Annotated in this window: 14 protein-coding genes; 9 read left to right on the top strand and 5 right to left on the bottom strand. The window is 73.7% G+C overall.

Annotated features, from left to right (window positions below):
- The first annotated feature begins 101 nt into the window (after positions 1-101).
- Together secA and FHS88_RS02545 are read left to right on the top strand one after the other, a co-directional pair.
- Positions 102-2843, top strand: a complete 2742-nt coding sequence (gene secA / locus FHS88_RS02550; protein WP_184480961.1) for a preprotein translocase subunit SecA — start codon at positions 102-104, stop codon at positions 2841-2843.
- Positions 2825-3292, top strand: coding sequence for a hypothetical protein (locus FHS88_RS02545; RefSeq protein WP_184480960.1), 468 nt, complete (start codon positions 2825-2827; stop codon positions 3290-3292). The genes secA and FHS88_RS02545 overlap by 19 nt, the downstream gene beginning before the upstream one ends.
- Positions 3293-3349: 57 nt before the next feature.
- On the opposite strand, the gene FHS88_RS02540 is transcribed toward FHS88_RS02545, so the two are convergent.
- Positions 3350-3853 (bottom strand): type III secretion system chaperone family protein, encoded by a 504-nt coding sequence (locus FHS88_RS02540; RefSeq protein ID WP_184480958.1) that lies wholly within the window; start codon positions 3851-3853, stop codon positions 3350-3352.
- A 135-nt stretch (positions 3854-3988) separates the two neighbouring features.
- On the bottom strand, positions 3989-4279 hold the full coding sequence (locus FHS88_RS02535; protein ID WP_184480956.1) for an accessory factor UbiK family protein: 291 nt from the start codon (positions 4277-4279) through the stop codon (positions 3989-3991).
- A gap of 99 nt (positions 4280-4378) precedes the next feature.
- Here FHS88_RS02535 and rfaD point away from each other — a divergent pair, with 99 nt between their 5' ends.
- The 5 genes from rfaD (at position 4379) to FHS88_RS02510 (ending at position 9131) form a co-directional block, all read left to right on the top strand.
- Positions 4379-5362 (top strand): ADP-glyceromanno-heptose 6-epimerase, encoded by a 984-nt coding sequence (gene rfaD / locus FHS88_RS02530; protein ID WP_184480954.1) that lies wholly within the window; start codon positions 4379-4381, stop codon positions 5360-5362.
- Positions 5362-6159: a prolipoprotein diacylglyceryl transferase gene (gene lgt, locus FHS88_RS02525; RefSeq protein ID WP_184480952.1), complete on the top strand. Its 798-nt coding sequence runs from the start codon at positions 5362-5364 to the stop codon at positions 6157-6159. Before rfaD ends, lgt begins: the two co-directional genes overlap by 1 nt.
- Positions 6152-7207: a class I SAM-dependent methyltransferase gene (locus tag FHS88_RS02520; RefSeq protein ID WP_184480950.1), complete on the top strand. Its 1056-nt coding sequence runs from the start codon at positions 6152-6154 to the stop codon at positions 7205-7207. Before lgt ends, FHS88_RS02520 begins: the two co-directional genes overlap by 8 nt.
- A complete protein-coding gene (pgeF, locus tag FHS88_RS02515; protein WP_184480948.1) occupies positions 7207-7980 on the top strand; it encodes a peptidoglycan editing factor PgeF in 774 nt (257 codons plus the stop codon). Before FHS88_RS02520 ends, pgeF begins: the two co-directional genes overlap by 1 nt.
- 71 nt (positions 7981-8051) lie before the next feature.
- On the top strand, positions 8052-9131 hold the full coding sequence (locus tag FHS88_RS02510; protein WP_184480946.1) for a hypothetical protein: 1080 nt from the start codon (positions 8052-8054) through the stop codon (positions 9129-9131).
- Between the two features lie 170 nt (positions 9132-9301).
- On the opposite strand, the gene FHS88_RS02505 is transcribed toward FHS88_RS02510, so the two are convergent.
- The 3 genes from FHS88_RS02505 to FHS88_RS02495 are packed head-to-tail and all read right to left on the bottom strand — an operon-like array spanning position 9302 to position 12992.
- Positions 9302-10624 carry an ABC transporter permease gene (locus FHS88_RS02505; protein ID WP_338146360.1) on the bottom strand — a complete coding sequence of 441 codons (1323 nt, stop codon included), beginning with the start codon at positions 10622-10624 and terminating at the stop codon, positions 9302-9304.
- Positions 10621-11361: an ABC transporter ATP-binding protein gene (locus tag FHS88_RS02500; protein ID WP_184480944.1), complete on the bottom strand. Its 741-nt coding sequence runs from the start codon at positions 11359-11361 to the stop codon at positions 10621-10623. The genes FHS88_RS02505 and FHS88_RS02500 overlap by 4 nt, the downstream gene beginning before the upstream one ends.
- Before the next feature lie 2 nt (positions 11362-11363).
- On the bottom strand, positions 11364-12992 hold the full coding sequence (locus FHS88_RS02495) for an efflux RND transporter periplasmic adaptor subunit (protein ID WP_184480942.1): 1629 nt from the start codon (positions 12990-12992) through the stop codon (positions 11364-11366).
- Positions 12993-13093: 101 nt separating this feature from the next.
- Here FHS88_RS02495 and FHS88_RS02490 point away from each other — a divergent pair, with 101 nt between their 5' ends.
- A complete protein-coding gene (locus tag FHS88_RS02490) occupies positions 13094-14035 on the top strand; it encodes a 2-dehydropantoate 2-reductase (RefSeq protein ID WP_184480940.1) in 942 nt (313 codons plus the stop codon).
- Between the two features lie 110 nt (positions 14036-14145).
- The gene (locus FHS88_RS02485; RefSeq protein WP_184480938.1) at positions 14146-14604 is read left to right on the top strand and encodes a MarR family winged helix-turn-helix transcriptional regulator; all 459 of its coding nucleotides are present in this window, start codon (positions 14146-14148) and stop codon (positions 14602-14604) included.
- Positions 14605-14623 lie beyond the last annotated feature (19 nt).

The raw sequence follows: 14623 nt of genomic DNA, 5'->3' as shown, positions 1-14623 counted from the left end.
GCGCCGCGACCCGATCCGACCGCAACGGTCCGGCCGGGCGCGGCGCGATCCGTTTGCGCCCCCGCACCGCCCGGGCGCCCCGCCGGAGACCGACGCCCCCGATGTTCGCCCGCCTTGCCGCCGCCATCTTCGGCACCTCGAACGACCGCGCGCTGAAGCGCTACCAGGCGCGGGTGCCGGCCATCAACGCGCTCGAGCCGAAGATGCAGGCGCTGTCCGACGAGGCGCTGGCGGGCCAGACCGTGCTGTTCCGCGAAAGGCTGGCCAAGGGCGAGAGCCTGGACGACCTGCTGCCCGAGGCCTTCGCGACCGTGCGCGAGGCCGCCCGCCGCGTCCTCGGCCTGAGGCACTTCGACGTGCAGATGATCGGCGGCATGGTGCTGCACGACGGCAAGATCGCGGAGATGAAGACCGGCGAGGGCAAGACGCTGGTCGCCACCCTGCCGGTCTACCTGAACGCGCTCGCCGGCAAGGGCGTGCATGTCGTGACCGTGAACGACTACCTCGCCACCCGCGACGCGGAGTGGATGGGCCGCGTCTATCGCTTCCTGGGGCTTTCGGTCGGCGTGATCGTCCATGGCCTGACCGACGACGAGCGCCGCCGCTCCTACGCCTGCGACATCACCTACGGCACCAACAACGAATACGGCTTCGACTACCTGCGCGACAACATGAAGTACCGGCTGGAGGACATGGTCCAGCGGGACTTCGCCTACGCCATCGTGGACGAGGTGGACAGCATCCTGATCGACGAGGCGCGCACGCCGCTCATCATCAGCGGCCCCTCGGACGATTCCTCGGACCTCTACCGCAAGGTGGACGAGGTGGTGAAGGAGCTGGTCAAGGACACCGCCACCTTCGAGAAGGACGAGAAGCAGCGCACCGTCACGCTGACCGAACTCGGCGGCGAGCGCATCGAGGAGATGCTGCGCGAGGCCGGGCTGCTGACCGAGGGCAACCTCTACGACATCCAGAACGTCACGCTGGTGCACCACGTCAACCAGTCGGTGCGCGCGCACACGCTGTTCAAGAAGGACGTCGAATACGTCGTCCGCAACGACAAGATCGTCATCATCGACGAGTTCACCGGCCGCATGATGGAAGGCCGGCGCTACTCGGACGGGCTGCACCAGGCGCTGGAAGCGAAGGAGCACGTCACCGTCCAGCCCGAGAACCAGACCCTCGCCTCCATCACCTTCCAGAACTACTTCCGCCTCTACCCCAAGCTCGCCGGCATGACCGGCACCGCGGCGACCGAGGCCGACGAGTTCGCCGAGATCTACAAGCTCGATGTCGTCGAGATCCCGACCAACGTGCCGGTGGCGCGCCGCGACGAGGACGACGAGGTCTATCGCACCGCCAAGGAGAAGTACGAGGCGGTCGCCGCGCTGATCGACGAGGCGCGCAGCCGCGGCCAGCCCTGCCTGGTCGGCACCACCTCCATCGAAAAGTCCGAGCTGATCTCGGACCTGCTGCGCCGGAGGAACGTGCCGCACCAGGTGCTCAATGCCCGCTACCACGAGCAGGAGGCCTTCATCGTCGCCCAGGCCGGGCGCCCTGGCGCGGTGACGATCGCCACCAACATGGCCGGCCGCGGCACCGACATCCAGCTCGGCGGCAATGTCGAGATGCTCGCGCGCCAGGAGGCGGGCGCGAGCGAAGGCCCGGAATACGAGGCGGCGCTCGCGCGCCACAAGGCCGAGGTGGAGGCGCTGCGCGCGAAGGTGAAGGAGGCCGGCGGCCTCTTCGTCATCGGCACCGAGCGCCACGAATCGCGGCGCATCGACAACCAGCTCCGCGGCCGCTCCGGCCGCCAGGGGGATCCCGGCGCATCGCGCTTCTTCCTCTCCCTCGAAGACGACCTGATGCGCATCTTCGGCTCGGACCGCATGGGCGGGATGCTCTCGAAGCTCGGCCTCAAGGAAGGCGAGGCGATCGTCCACCCCTGGATCAACAAGGCGCTCGAGAAGGCGCAGAAGAAGGTCGAGGCGCGCAACTTCGACATGCGCAAGAACCTTCTCAAGTACGACGACGTGATGAACGACCAGCGCAAGGAGGTCTACGCCCAGCGCCGCGCCTACATGATGGCCGAGGAGGTCGCCGAGACCATCCTCGAGATGCGCCGCGAGACCATCGCCGACCTGGTCGCCCGCTGCATCCCCGAGAACGCCTATCCGGAGCAGTGGGACCTCGAGACGCTGCAGCGCCAGGTGCGGGACGTGCTGAACCTCGACGTGCCGGTTGCCGAATGGGCGCGCGAGGAGGGCATCGACGACACCGTCGTGCGCGAGCGCCTCGAGGAGGCCGCCGACCGCGCCTATGCCGCGCGCGCGGCCAATGTCGGCCCCGATCTCATGCGGCAGATCGAGAAGTCCCTGCTGCTGCAGGTCTTCGACCAGGTGTGGAAGGAGCACCTGCTCGCGCTCGACCACCTGCGCCAGGGCATCGGGCTGCGCGCCTACGGCCAGCGCGACCCGCTGAACGAATACAAGTCCGAGGCGTTCAACCTCTTCAACGCCATGCTGCACGACCTGCGCGAGCGCGTGACCTCGCTGCTGCTGCGCATCGAGCTGCGCCCCGAGGCGCCGCCGCCCAGCCCCGAGGGCATCGGCTTCCTCGACATGCGCCACCCCGACCCGGCCATGGCCGCGGCCGAGCTCGAGATGGCCAATGGCGGCACGACCTACGAAGCCGTGCCCATGGCGATCGGCACCGCCGCGCCGCGCCCGCTGCCGCAGGGGGTGGACCCGAACGATCCCGCGACCTGGGGCCGCACGCCGCGCAACGCGCCCTGCCCCTGCGGCTCGGGCAAGAAATACAAGGCGTGCCACGGGCGGGCCTGAGCGCGGCGGCGGCGCTGGCGCTGGCCACCGCCGCAACGCCGGCCGCGGCGCATTGGGAGAACACGCGCTGGGGCATGAGCGAGGCGCAGGTGCTGCGCGCCCTGCGCGGCGCGCGCAGCCTGCCGCGCGAGGAACGGCGCCTGGTACCCGCCGCCCGCATGGAATACCGCGCCGCGGGCGAGTTCCGCTCCGGCACGATGCGCCTGTCGGTCGCCTTCGCCTTCGATCTCCGCAATGGCGGGCTGCTCTGCGTCTCCGCCCAGGGCGAGCCCGAGCAGGCGGATGCGCTGCGGGCGCGGCTGGAACGCCAGTTCGGGCCGCCCCAGGAACGCGGGACGGACCCTTCCACCGGCACCGAGACCTATGGCTGGAACCGGCCGGACGAGATCGACCTGCACATCACGCCGGGCCGCCCGGTGACGCTGCTGCACTGCGCGCGGGGGGTGTGAGGGGGGGCGCCGCCCACGCCCCCCGCGGAAGCCCCTTCGGGAACCGCGGCTGCGGCGCTACGCCTCGCCCACGCAGTCCAGCATGGAGGCGGCCAGCGCCTCGGCGGGCGACTTCCCGCCCCACAGCACGAACTGGAAGGCGGGGAAGAACCGCTCGCATTCGGTGATGGCGATGTCCACCATGTCCTCGAGGCTCTCGGCCGAGGCGCCCGAGGCCCCGCGCAGCAGCACGGAATGGCGAAAGACCGGCACGCCCTCCTCGGCCTCGATGCCGAAATGGCCGATCCAGAGCCGGTCATTGGCGAGCGCGAGCAGCTCGTAGAGCTTCTCGCGCCTCTCGGCCGGCACCTTCATGTCGAAGGCGCAGGTGAAGGCCATGGCGCTGATCTCGTGCGACCAGGAGAAGTGCAGCCCGTAATCGCACCACTTCCCCGGCGCCTCGGCGGCCATCTCCCCGTCCGAACGGCGCTCGAAGGCCCATTCATTGGCGGCGATGATCTGTTCGAGGATGTCCAGGGGGTTCGAGGAACGGTCGCGGTCCAACTGGAGAGAGGCGGACATGCGGCACCTCCTTGCCCGGGGCGGCGCCCGCAACCACCACAAGATGTGGTGGGCGAATCGGGCGGCTGACGACAATCGGCAGACTACGCAGACGCGGAATCGCGCCGCAAGCCCGCCCAGGTTGCAATCGACTCTTCAGTCCTCGGGTGAGGATTCGCTGCCAGCCTCAAGTGCCGCAACCCTGGCCTCCAGCGCCGCCACCCGCTCGGCCAGCGCCTCGGCCTGCTCGCGGGCGCGGCGGGCGACCTCCATCGCCGCGTCCAGCTCCTCCCGCTTCACGAGGTCGAGCCGGCGGACCATGGCCTCGGCCTGGGATTTCGCCATCTGCTCGGCCTCGGTCCTGAGGCCCGCGAGCACCGAGAAGGCGCCCCCGGCCATGCCGGCCAGGTCGTCCATGAACTTCGCGCGGCCGCTCTCGCCTGCCATCTTCGCCTCCTTGGGGCCGCTCGCCTTGCCGGGCCGTCCGCCGGGGGCCTATACCGCCCTCGCCCCGGCCTCAAGGCCCGCCTCGGGATTCTGCGGAACATGCACATCGTCACCGGCGGGGCCGGGTTCATCGGCTCCAACCTGGTCGCCGCCCTCTGCGCCCGCGGGGAGGAAGTGGTGGTGGTGGACCGCCTGCGCCAGGGCGTGAAGTGGCGCAACCTCGCGAAACACCCCATCGCGGGCATCGTCCCGCCCGAGGACCTGCCCGCCTTCCTCGCCCGCCGCCCGCCCGTCCGGGCGCTGTTCCACATGGGCGCGGTCAGCGCCACCACCGAGACGGATGGCGACCTCGTGGCACGGGTCAACATCGCGCTCCCGCAGATGCTGTGGGACTGGTGCGCGGAGGCCGGCGTGCCCTTCATCTACGCCTCCTCCGCCGCGACCTACGGCGACGGCGCCCAGGGCTTCGAGGACGACCTCCGCCCCGAGGCGCTGGCGCGGCTGCGCCCGCTCAACCTCTACGGCTGGTCGAAACTGGCCTTCGACCGGCGGGTGGCGCAGATGCTCGCCCTCGGCCGGCCGCGGCCGCCGCACTGGGCGGGCCTGCGCTTCTTCAACGTCTATGGCCCGAACGAGCACCACAAGGGCCGCATGGCCTCGGTCGTGCTGCACAAGTTCAACCAGATCATGCGCGGGGAGGCGGCGACGCTCTTCGCCTCCGACCGCGAGGGCGTCGCCGACGGCGAGCAGAAGCGCGACTTCGTGCATGTGCGCGACTGCGTGGCGGCGATGCTCTGGCTCGAGGCCAACCCCCAGGCCTCGGGGCTCTACAACATCGGCACGGGGCAGGCGCGGTCCTTCCTCGACCTCGTGCGCGCCCTCTATGCCGCGCTCGGCCGCAATGCCGAGATCCGCTTCGTCCCGATGCCCGAGGACCTCAAGGGCCGCTACCAGTACTTCACCGAGGCGCGGATGGACCGGCTGCGCGGGGCGGGCTTCGCCCATCCGCCCACCCCGCTCGAGGAGGGCGTGCGCGCCTATGTGCGCGAGGTGCTGCTGAACGCCGAGGATCCCTTCGCCTGATGCTCCCGGTCATCGCCTTCCCCGTCATCGACCCCGTGCTGGTCGAGATCGGCCCCTTCGCCATCCGCTGGTACGCGCTCGCCTACATCGCGGGCATCGTGATCGGCTGGCGGCTCGCCCGCCGCCTCGTGCAATGGGCGCCCAAGGTCGCGACACCCGAGCAGATGGACGACTACGTGACCTGGGTGACGCTCGGCATCATCGCCGGCGGGCGGCTCGGCTACGTGCTGTTCTACCGGCCCGGCTACTACGTCACCGCGCCGTGGGAGGCGCTCTACCTCTGGCATGGCGGGATGTCCTTCCATGGCGGGGCGCTCGGCGTGATCATCGCGACCTGGCTGTTCGGCCGGCGCAACCGGCTCGACTGGGTGGCCTTCGCCGACCGCGTGGTGTGCGTGGTGCCGATCGGCCTCTTCTTCGGGCGCATCGCCAACTTCATCAACGGCGAGCTGTGGGGCCGCGTGACCGACGTGCCCTGGGCGATGGTCTTCCCGACCGGCGGGCCGGAGCCGCGCCATCCCTCGCAGCTCTACCAGGCCTTCTTCGAGGGCCTGTGCCTCTTCGCGCTGCTGATGTGGCTCGCGCGCAGCGAGCGCATCCGCGCGCGGCCGGGGGTGCTGTCCGGCGCCTTCCTGGCGGGCTATGGGGTCGCGCGCAGCATCGGCGAGGTCTTCCGCCAGCCCGACGCGCATCTCGGCTTCCTCGTCGCCGGGGCGACGATGGGGCAGTTGCTCTCGGTGCCGATGATCCTCGCCGGCGCCTGGCTGATCCTGCGCGCGAAGGAGCGCCATGGCTGAACGACGCGACACCAGCGCCCCCGAGGGGCCGGACAGCAGCACCGCCGAGGCGCCCGAGCGGCTCGACCGCTTCATGGCGCGGGCGGCGCGCGCCTACTACGCCGGGCGCGAGCCCTTCGGCGCGGGCGGCGACTTCATCACCGCGCCCGAGATGACCCAGGCCTTCGGCGAATGCCTCGGCCTCTGGGCCGCGATCGCCTGGCAGGGGATGGGCCGGCCCGACCCGGTGCTGCTGGTCGAGCTCGGCCCCGGGCGCGGCACGCTGATGGCCGATGCGCTGCGCGCCATCGCGGAGATGGCGCCGGGCTTCCGCGCCGCGCTGCGCGTCCATCTGGTCGAGACCTCCCCGCGGCTGCGCCAGGCGCAGGCGGACCGGCTCGGCACCGCGGTCGCGGCCTGGCACGACGACATCGCCACCCTGCCCGCGGGGCCCGCCATCGTGCTCGCCAACGAGTTCCTCGACGCGCTGCCGATCCGCCAGTTCGTCCGCCGCGGCGGGGCGTGGATGGAGCGCTTCGTCACCGAGGGCCATTTCGAGGAACGCCCCGCCACGGACGCCCCGCCCCTGCCGGCAGCGGCGGAGGAGGGCGCGATCCAGGAGGTGAACGAGCCGGCCCGCGCCGTGGTCGGCGCGCTCGCCGGGCGAATCGCCGCGCAGGGCGGCGTCGCGCTGTTCCTCGACTACGGGCCGGAGAAGGGCGGGCTCGGGGACAGCCTGCAGGCGATGACGCGGCAGGGCAGCGCCGACCCGCTCGGCGAGCCCGGCGCGGCGGACGTCACCGCCCATGTGGATTTCGCCGCCCTCGCCTCGGTCGCGTCCGGGGCGGGCACCACCGTGCTCGGCCCGCTGCCGCAGGGGGTGTTCCTCGCCCGGCTCGGGCTGTTCACCCGCGCGGCGATGCTCGCCCGCATGGACCCCGCCGGGGCGGGGCGGCACCTCGCCGCCGCGCAGCGCCTCGCCGCGCCGGAGCACATGGGCCGGCTGTTCAAGGCGCTCTGCCTCTGCCACCCGGGCCTGCCGCCCCTGCCCGGCTTCGAGGATCCCTGATGGCGGTCTTTGTCACCGCCGGCACGCTGGCGCGCCATGCCGGGCTCGCGCACGGCTTCTTCACCCGGCGCGGCGGGGTCTCCTCCGGGGCCTTCGCCTCGCTGAACTGCTCCCTCTCGGGCCGCGACGCGCCGGAGGCGGTGCGCGAGAACCGCCGCCGCGCGGCCGAGGCGCTCGGCCTCGCCCGCCCCGCGGTGGCCGGGCTGACGCAGGTGCATGGCGCGGCGGTGGCGGTGCTGGAGCAGCCCTGGCCCGAGGATCGCCGCCCCGAGGCCGACGCGCTGGTGACGCGGCGGCCCGGGATCGCGCTCGGCGTGGTCACCGCCGATTGCGCGCCGGTGCTCCTCGCCGACCCCGCCGCCGGCGTGATCGGCGCCGCCCATGCCGGCTGGCGCGGGGCGCTGGCCGGCGTGCTGGAGGCGACCGTCGAGGCGATGGTCGCGATCGGCGCCGAGCGCGGCCGCATCCTCGCCGCCATCGGCCCCTGCATCCGCCAGCCCTCCTACGAGGTCGCGGCCGACCTGCGCGACGCGGTGCTGGCGCGCGATCCCGCCGATGCGCGCTTCTTCGCCGCCGGCCGGCGGGAGGGGCGCTGGCAGTTCGACCTCGCCGGATACTGCGCCGCGAGGCTGGCCGGCGCCGGCGTGGCGGCGGAGGTGACGCCGCACGACACGCTCGCCCTGGCCGAGGATTTCTTCAGCCACCGGCGCAACACCCTGGCCGGCGGCGGGCCGATCGGGCATCAGCTCTCGGCCATCGCCCTCACGGCATGAGCCACCCCTTGCAGGATCGGCGCGCCATGCCAGAACAGGGCCATGCCCTACATCGTGATGATGGGCCTCTTGTGCCTGCTGACGCTGCTCGCCACCTGCGTGGCGATGGTCTGACGCGCGGCGCGCCTGCCATCCGGTTCCGCGCCCGCGCGGCCGGGCTGCTGGCGCTGCTGCTGCTGCCGTTTCTCGGCGCCTGCGGCGACCTGCCGCAGCCCTTCCGGGGCAATCCGGGCGGCCAGGCCGGGATGCTCGCCGCGCCGCCGGCCTATCGGCTGGCGATCCCGGACCCCTCCGGCGCACTCCTGCCGGCCGAAGCCTCCCGCGCCTTCTCCGAGGCCCTGTCCGAGGCGCTGCTCGGCGCCGAGGTGCCGGCCTCGGCCACCGCCACGCCGCTGCCGCTCGACTGGCTGCTGACCGTGGATGCGGTGCTGGAGGGCAGCACCGTCACGCCGCGCTACCAGCTCACCGACCCCGACGGGCGCGACCAGGGCACCGCCGAGGGCGCCCGCGTGCCCGCCCGCGAATGGTCCGAGGCGCGGCCCGACCTGCTGCGCCGGGTGGCGCGCGACGCCGCGCCGCGCATCGCCGACCTGCTGCTGCGCGCCGAGGCCGCGCGCAAGGGCATGGACCCCGCGGCGCTGGCCGCCGCCGGGCCGCCGCGCATCTTCGTCCCCGCCGTGCGCGGCGCGCCGGGGGACGGCAATGCCGCGCTCACCGCCAGGCTGCGCGAGGCACTCGGCGCCCAGGGGATGGTGGTGCAGGACATCGCCCAGGGCGCCCGCTTCGCGGTGACCGGCCAGGTGAATGTGGTGGACCAGCCGGCGACCCGGACCCAGCGCGTCGAGATCCTCTGGACCGTCTCGCGCGTGGACGGGTTCGACCTCGGCCGGGTGCTGCAGTTGAACGAGGTGCCGATGGGCGTCCTCGAACGGTTCTGGGGCGATGTCGCCTTCGCCGCGGCGAACGAGGCCGCGGGCGGCGTGCGCACCGTGGTGGCCAATGCCGGCGGCTTCCCGCCCGACCCCAATGCACCGCCGCGCGAGGCCGCGGCACCGCGCGGCCAGGGCCTGAGCCTGCCGGCGGACCCCGGCGCCCTGCCGCCGCCCCGGCCCGAATCCCCGGCCGCTCCCGCGGAGGAAGCGCCGCGCTGACGCCCTGTCTGGCGCCGCGCGCGGCCGCCCCACCAGCCCCGCTGGTATCAATCGCGCGCTGGCAGGACACGGCCCCGCCCGCTGCTTGGCGCCGCACCATCCCGGTCGGCTGCGCGCGAAGCGCGGTCCGGCCGCCCGCACGGCCATGCCGGGCCTCGGTCAGCCGGCCATCAGTCGTGCCGCAGCGCGGCGATGGGATCGAGCCGCGCCGCGCGGCGCGCCGGCCAGAAGCCGAAGAACAGCCCGGTCAGCGCCGAGACGCCGACAGCCAGCAGCACCGCATCCGGTTTCACCAGCACCGGCCATCCCGCGAGGTCCGCGACCGCGTGCGACAGCGCCAGCCCTGCCGCGACGCCGGCCGCGCCGCCGAGCAGCGCGAGCACCAGCGCTTCAAGCAGGAACTGCGCCAGCACGTCCCGCCGCCGCGCGCCGACGGCGAGCCGCAGCCCGATCTCCCGCGTCCGCTCCGTCACGCTGACCAGCATGATGTTCATCACCCCGATGCCGCCCACCAGCAGGGAGACGGCGGCGACCGAGGCGAGCAGCAGCGAGAGCGTGCGCGCCGCCGCATCGCGCGTGGCCTGGATGTCCGAAAGGTTGCGGATCGAGACGCTGTCCGGCTCGTTCGCCGCGACGCGGTGGCGCTGGCGCATCAGGGCGCGGATCGCCTCCTCCGCCTCCTGCATGTCCTCGCCCTCGTGGACCTTGACCGAGATGGTGCCGACCTGCCGCGCATTGGCGCGGGAGGCGCCCATCACGGACCGCCGCGCGGTCCAGTAGGGGATGAAGACCGCGTCGTCCTGGTCCTGGCCCATCGGGTTCTGGCCCTTGCGGGCCATGACGCCGATCACCTCGAAGGGGGTCTGGCGGATGCGGATCTCGCGGCCGACCGGGTTCTCCTCGCCGAACAGGTTCTCGGCGACCGTGGCGCCGAGGATGACCACCTTGCGCGCCGCGGCGGCCTCCTCGGCGGTGAAGAGGCGGCCTTCCTCCGGCACCCATTCGTGGGCGACGAAGTAGTCGGGGTCCGCCGCGATCACCACGGCCGACCAGTTCTGGTTGCCGGCGACCATCTGGAAGGTCTGGCGGATGGAGCCGACCGCCACCTCGACCTGCGGCACCTCCCGCGCGATGGCCACCGCGTCGTCCCAGGAGAGGTTGGACCGCCCCCCGGCGCCGAGCCGCACGCCGCCCATGGTCGCGGACCCGCCCCAGATGATCAGCAGGTTCGCGCCGAGCGACTGGATCTGCGCCGTCACCTGCCGCCGCGCGCCCTCGCCCACCGCCACCGTCGCGATCACGGCGGCGACCCCGATGAAGATGCCGAGCCCCGTCAGGATGGAGCGCAGCGTGTTCGCCGCGAGGGCGGAGAGCGCGCCGCGCAGGGCCTCCAGCAGGTCCATCCCGCCGCGCCCGGCGGGCAGCGGCGGCAGCACGGGGGAGGGCGGGCTCGCCGCCGCCCTCTCCCGCGCGATGGCGCCGGGGGCGTTCACGCCGCCTGGTCCATCGGCGGCAGGGCGGCAAGCAGCGCCGCGGCATCGGCCGGTTCCTGCCGCGCGTCGCCGACCAGCCGCCCGTCGCGGAAGCGCAGCACGCGGGAGGCGAAGCGCGCCACCTCGGGATCGTGCGTCACCATCAGGACGCCGACGCCGCCGCGGTTGAGCGCCTGGAACAGCGCGGCGATGGACAGCCCCGTGCGGGTGTCGAGCGCACCGGTCGGCTCGTCGGCCAGCAGCAGGTCCGGGCTGCCGACGATGGCGCGCGCGATGGCGACGCGCTGCTGCTGCCCGCCCGAGAGCTGCGAGGGCCGGTGCCCCATGCGGTCCGCGAGGCCGACCGCGGCGAGCGCCATCGCCGCGCGTTCCCGCCGCGCGCGCCGGCGCAGGCCGCGATAGATCAGCGGCAGTTCCACATTGCCCAGCGCATCGGTGCGCGGCAGCAGGTTGAAGGACTGGAAGATGAAGCCGATGCGCCGGCTGCGCAGTTCCGCCAGCCGGTCATGCGACAGGCCCTCCACCTCCTCCCCCATCAGCCGGTAGCGCCCGCTGGTCGGGCGGTCGAGGCAGCCGATCAGGTTGAGGAAGGTGGACTTGCCCGAGCCGGACGGCCCCATCGCCGCGACGAACTCGCCTGGCGCGATCGAGACCGTCACCTCCGAGAGCGCCTTCACCACCTCCTCCCCGGCGGGGAAGTGGCGGGTCAGGCCCTCGGTCTCGATCAGCGCGGCCATGCTCAGAACAGCCGGCGGGCGGCCGGGGCGGCGGGCGTCGCGGCGCCCGCCCGGTCCTGGCCGATCACCACCGTCGCGCCGGGCTCGAGCGCGCCCGAGAGGATCTCGGTCATCGTGCCGTCGGTGATGCCGGTCCGCACCGCGACGCTGCGCGGCGCGCCGTCCCCGTCCAGCACCCAGACGGTGCCGGGCGTGCCCTCGCTGCGCGCGCCGCCGCCGCGCATGGCCGCGAGGCGGGCGCGCTGGTCCGGGTTCAGCGTGGCATTGAGGCGCGAGACCAGCCGCTGCCGCGCCGCCTGCGCCTGCTGGCGCCGGGCATCCGCGTCGGCCGGCAGCGACTGCATGCGCTGGCGCATCTCGGCGCGTGCCGCCTCGATCTCGGCGCGCTGGGCGGGCGTCAGGTCGGTGAGCGTGGCGAGCGCCTGGTCGAGCTGCGCCTGGCCTGGCGCGGCCGTCTCGGCCTGCTGGCCGCCCGCCGCGGTGCCGGGCGGCCGCCAGCGCAGGGCGGCGTTCGGCACGCGCAGAGCCTGGGCGCGTTCGTCGGTGACGATGCGCAGCGTCGCCGTCATGCCGGGCAGGAGGCGGCCCGAGGCATTCGGCGTCGTCACCACGACCGTGTAGGTCACCACGTTCTGCACCGTGGTCGCCGCGAGGCGGATGTCCTTCACCCGCCCGCGCATCGTCTCGGACGGGAAGGCGGCGACGGTGAAGGTGACATCCTGGCCCGGCCGCACCCGGCCGATATCGGCCTCGTCCACCGTCGCCCAGACCTCCATCTCGTCGAGGCTCGCCGCGATCTGGAACAGCACCGGCGCCTGGAAGGAGGCGGCCACCGTCTGGCCGATGTCGATGTTGCGCGAGACCACCACGCCGTCGATCGGGGAGCGGATGGTGGCGTTGGTGAGGTCCACCTCGACCTGGCGCAGCTGCGCCTCCTTCTGCGCGCGCGCGGCCTCGGCGGCCTCGACCTGGGCGGCGGCGGTGCGCGCGGCGGCGGCGGCGGACAGGGCCGCGGCCTCGGCGCGCAGCAGGTCGGCCCGCGCCTGGGCCACGGCGGCGGCGCTGCGCTCGGCGGTGAAGCGGGCGCGCAGCGCGTCGCGCTCGGCGCCCACGCCGCGGGCGCGGAGCTCGGCGGTGCGGGAGGCCTCGGCATCCGCATCGCGGGCCGTGGCCTCGGCGGCGAGGATGGCCGCGCGCGCGGCCTCGACCTGGGCGCGGGCCTGCGCCTGGTCGGCCAGGCTGCGCTCGGCCTGGGCGCGGGCGACCGCGACCTGCGCGGCGGAGGCGAGCATGTCGGCCTCCGCCGCCGCGCGGCGCGCCTCGATGGTGGCGGTGTCGAGCCGCGCGATCGGCATCCCTTCCGTCACGCGCGTGTTGAAGTCGGCGAAGAGCTCGCGGATCTGCCCCGAGAGCTGGCTGCCGACCTGCACGAGCGTGACCGGGTTGACCGTGCCGGTGGCGGCGACGACGGCGGTGATGGTGCCACGGTCGGCCTGCGCGGTGCGCAGGCGCGGCATCGATGCGCTGGCCCCGGTGCCGCCGGGCAGGAGGGAGAGCCCCGGCATGCCGGCCCACCACCAGCCGCCGCCGAGGGCGGCGAGAAGGCCGGCGGCGAGAAGGGTCTTGCGCATGAAAAGCCATTCTAGCCCGGTTCTCGCAACACGCATGTATCCGAGTTTGACGAAGGGGGTGGGCGGATTAGGGTCGCGCCCGGATGGTCGCGGAGGGCGGAATGCGCGTGCTGGTGCTGGGGGCGGGGGCGCTCGGCGCGTATTTCGGCGGGCGGCTGGCCGAGGCGGGCACGGCCGAGGTCGCCTTCCTCGTGCGCCCCGCGCGCGCCGCGGCGCTGGCGCGCGACGGGCTGCGCATCGAGAGCCCCTTCGGCGCCTGGCAGGGCCGCGTCGCGACGCTGACGGCGGGCGAGGTGCGGCCCGGCTGGGATGTCGTGCTGCTCGCCTGCAAGGCCTACGACCTCGACGAGGCGATCGCCGCGATCCGGCCGGCGGTGGATGCGCGCAGCGCGATCCTGCCGGTGCTGAACGGCATCGCGCATCTCGATTCGCTCGACGCCGCCTTCGGGCGCGAGCGCGTGCTCGGCGGGCTCGCGCGGATCCAGGCGACGCTCGCCCCGGACGGCACGGTGCGCCAGCTCAACGACTGGCGGTGGCTGACCTTCGGGGAGCGCGACGGGACGATCAGCGAACGCGTGCGCGCCATCGCCGCTGCCTTCGCCCCGGCCCGCGGCGTGGAGGCGCAGGCGGTGACGGACATCGCCGCGCGGATGTGGGAGAAGCTCGTCCATCTCGGCACCGCGGCCGCCGGCACGGTGCTGATGCGCGCCAATGTCGGCGAGATCGTGCGCGCCGGCGGCGCGGGGCTGCTGCACCGGCTGCTCGACCGCAACGCGGCGGTCGCGGCCGCGCGCGGCTTCCCGATGCGCGAGGCGTTCATGGCCGAGTTCCGCGCCCTCTTCTCCGACCCGGCGAGCGCCTACGCCACCTCGATGCTGCGCGACCTCGAGGCCGGCGGCAGGATCGAGGCGGATCACATCCTCGGCTGGCTGCTCGGCGCGGTGCGCGAGGCCGGCATCGCGGACGAATTGCACGAGGCGGCGCTGCTGCACGCGCGCGCCTATGCGGAGCGCCGTGCGGCGGGGCGCCTTCCGAAGGGCTGATTCCGCGGCGCAACATGCCGTCGCATCGGCCACCGCCGCGGCGCACGCGATGCAAGACATCGGCCCCCGCGCGCCTGTAGGGTGTGGTGTTCACGCCGGGGTGGCCGCCCATGGATACACACCAAGCCGCGCCACGCTTCGTCGACGACTATCTGTTGTCGCTGCTCGCGCGCGCCTCCCATGTCGTTTCCTCGGAGTTCCACGAACGCCTGCGCGCGCGCGGCGTCTCGGTGCCGGTGTGGCGCGTGCTCGCCACGCTCTCGGGCGGGGCGGAGACGGTGACGGCGCTCGCCGATGCCTGCCTGCTGCAGCAGCCGACCATGACCAAGGTGCTCGACCGCATGGAGCGCGATGGGCTGGTGCGCCGCCAGCAGGATGCGCGCGACCGCCGCCTGGTGCGCGTGAGCCTGACGCCGCGCGGCGAATCCATGGTGGGCGACCTGCTCGCCGCCGCCCGCGCGCACGAGGCCGAGGTGGTGGCGCGCCACCCGGACGCCGCCGCCATCAAGGACCTCCTGCGCGCGCTCATCGCGCGGCAGCGCCAGAAGCAGCGCAGCCGGGGCGTCTGAACGCCCGTGCCGCCCATCC

Source organism: Neoroseomonas alkaliterrae, from assembly GCF_014199195.1.
GTDB lineage: Bacteria > Pseudomonadota > Alphaproteobacteria > Acetobacterales > Acetobacteraceae > Neoroseomonas > Neoroseomonas alkaliterrae.
Note: the sequence above shows the minus strand (reverse complement) of the source record. Positions and strands in the feature narration are given on the sequence as shown.